This window comes from Pseudovibrio axinellae (assembly GCF_900110875.1).
Taxonomy (GTDB): domain Bacteria; phylum Pseudomonadota; class Alphaproteobacteria; order Rhizobiales; family Stappiaceae; genus Pseudovibrio; species Pseudovibrio axinellae.
Genome location: NZ_FOFM01000078.1, coordinates 1 through 1608 on the forward strand (window position 1 = coordinate 1; position 1608 = coordinate 1608).

Genomic DNA, 1608 nt, shown 5'->3' on the forward strand with positions numbered 1-1608 from the left:
AGGCCAGCTTCAAAGATTTCTGGCAACCTTCTCTGGCTTACGTAATCTGTTCGTTCCACCTCGCCACCAACGTTCTGCAATCGACATTTACCTCCTCCGCATCAACGCTTTCTCACAATGGAAACAGGCAGCTATGCTTCACGCTTGAAATCCGCATGGTGAAAGCTCTTGCGGCCAAATTCAGGTTAACTTGATGGCACCGGTCTAAGAAACCCTGATTGAACCTTAGAGTGTCATTCCGCCCCATACTGGAACGGACCCCAACAAGCCCGTTTCAGCCCGGTTCTGCGACAATGTATTTTGTCATGCCGGGGATAAGTTCATCACACTTTTGCACCTTATATCCTGCGGCTGTCAGGGCATCGCAAAGCCAGCTGACGGAAAGAGACTGCGCCTCTGGTGTGAACGACATATGTTGCAATTGCCAAAGAGCCGAGAGCGGTGGACCACTTCTGTCAGCTTCAACAATAAAATCATGCAGAACCAAGCGCCCGTCAGGCAACAGTGCCCTTTTACTTTTATCAAGCAGCGTGGAAATTCTCTCTCCGGGAACACCACTGAGGAGATAGGACATTAAAACAACATCCTGCCTGTCTGGCCATTCGCACTCCAGCGCATTGCCTGAGATATACCGGACCCTATCTCCAAGCCCTGTCCCTTCAATGAAACCTTGCCCGAGCTCCGCAACATTTGGAAAGTCGATGATCGTTGAGCTGAGGGCTTCATAGGCATCGCAAAGTGAAATTGTCATCGCGCCGGTTCCGCCACCAACATCAAGCAGGTTCCGGGCCTTCGAGAGGTCTAGTTTCCTTGCCAGTGACTGCGCCGGAGCAATCGAGCCTGCATGCTGGGATATACTGTAGAGCTCGGTACTTTCTTTATCGCTCATCCACTTTGCATAGGAGGTGAGATGGTCCGGCTGCAACTTCCCCTCAAGAGAGTCATTCAGCTGTAACAGCAAGGGATACATCTGCTGGTCAATCTGACATCTGAGATAATCACCGAAGTCATATCGGGAGCCTTTGACCAAGAACTTTTCAGCGGCTTGAGAATTTGTATATCGCTCACCATTGCGAACAAGGACACCAACACACGCAAGCGCCGTAACAAGTGTTGTGACCCTGTTTTCCGCAATACCGGCTTCACTAGATATATCACGCGCTGTTTTTCCTCCACCAGAAAGAAGGGAAAACAAATCAATATGCAAACCGGCAAACAGGGCCTTGGAAGCCATAAACCCGAAAGCAATTTGAGAAAGTTCCTCTGAAGTTTCTAGCGGCTTGTATGTCATGCTTGATACCTACCTGAGCGCGGGTCTGAGAATTGATCACCAAGGCTATAATAGACATACGACAATACTGCGTTACTCTCCTATTATTTGCCATAGAGAATTAATTTTCATTTCAAATCCTACTGTTCACGGCGTTGTTGCGTAATTCTACCGTAGAGGGAGATAAGTAATGTAGTCTTGAAGGTGTTGAACTTGCTATATGTAGGCTCACTGCAAAATTGATGACCTGAGACCCAAGTTTCCTCCAGTTTTTGTGAGGATCCATTGTTTGTATTCAAGCCTTATGCGGCTATCATTTCCAGCCCTATCTGCCCGGC

At 48.4% G+C, this 1608-nt stretch carries 1 protein-coding gene; it reads right to left on the reverse strand.

The window, feature by feature from the left end:
- Positions 1 to 274 precede the first annotated feature (274 nt).
- A complete protein-coding gene (locus BMZ51_RS23605; RefSeq protein WP_068009059.1) occupies positions 275 to 1291 on the reverse strand; it encodes a class I SAM-dependent methyltransferase in 1017 nt (338 codons plus the stop codon).
- Between the last annotated feature and the right edge of the window lie 317 nt (positions 1292 to 1608).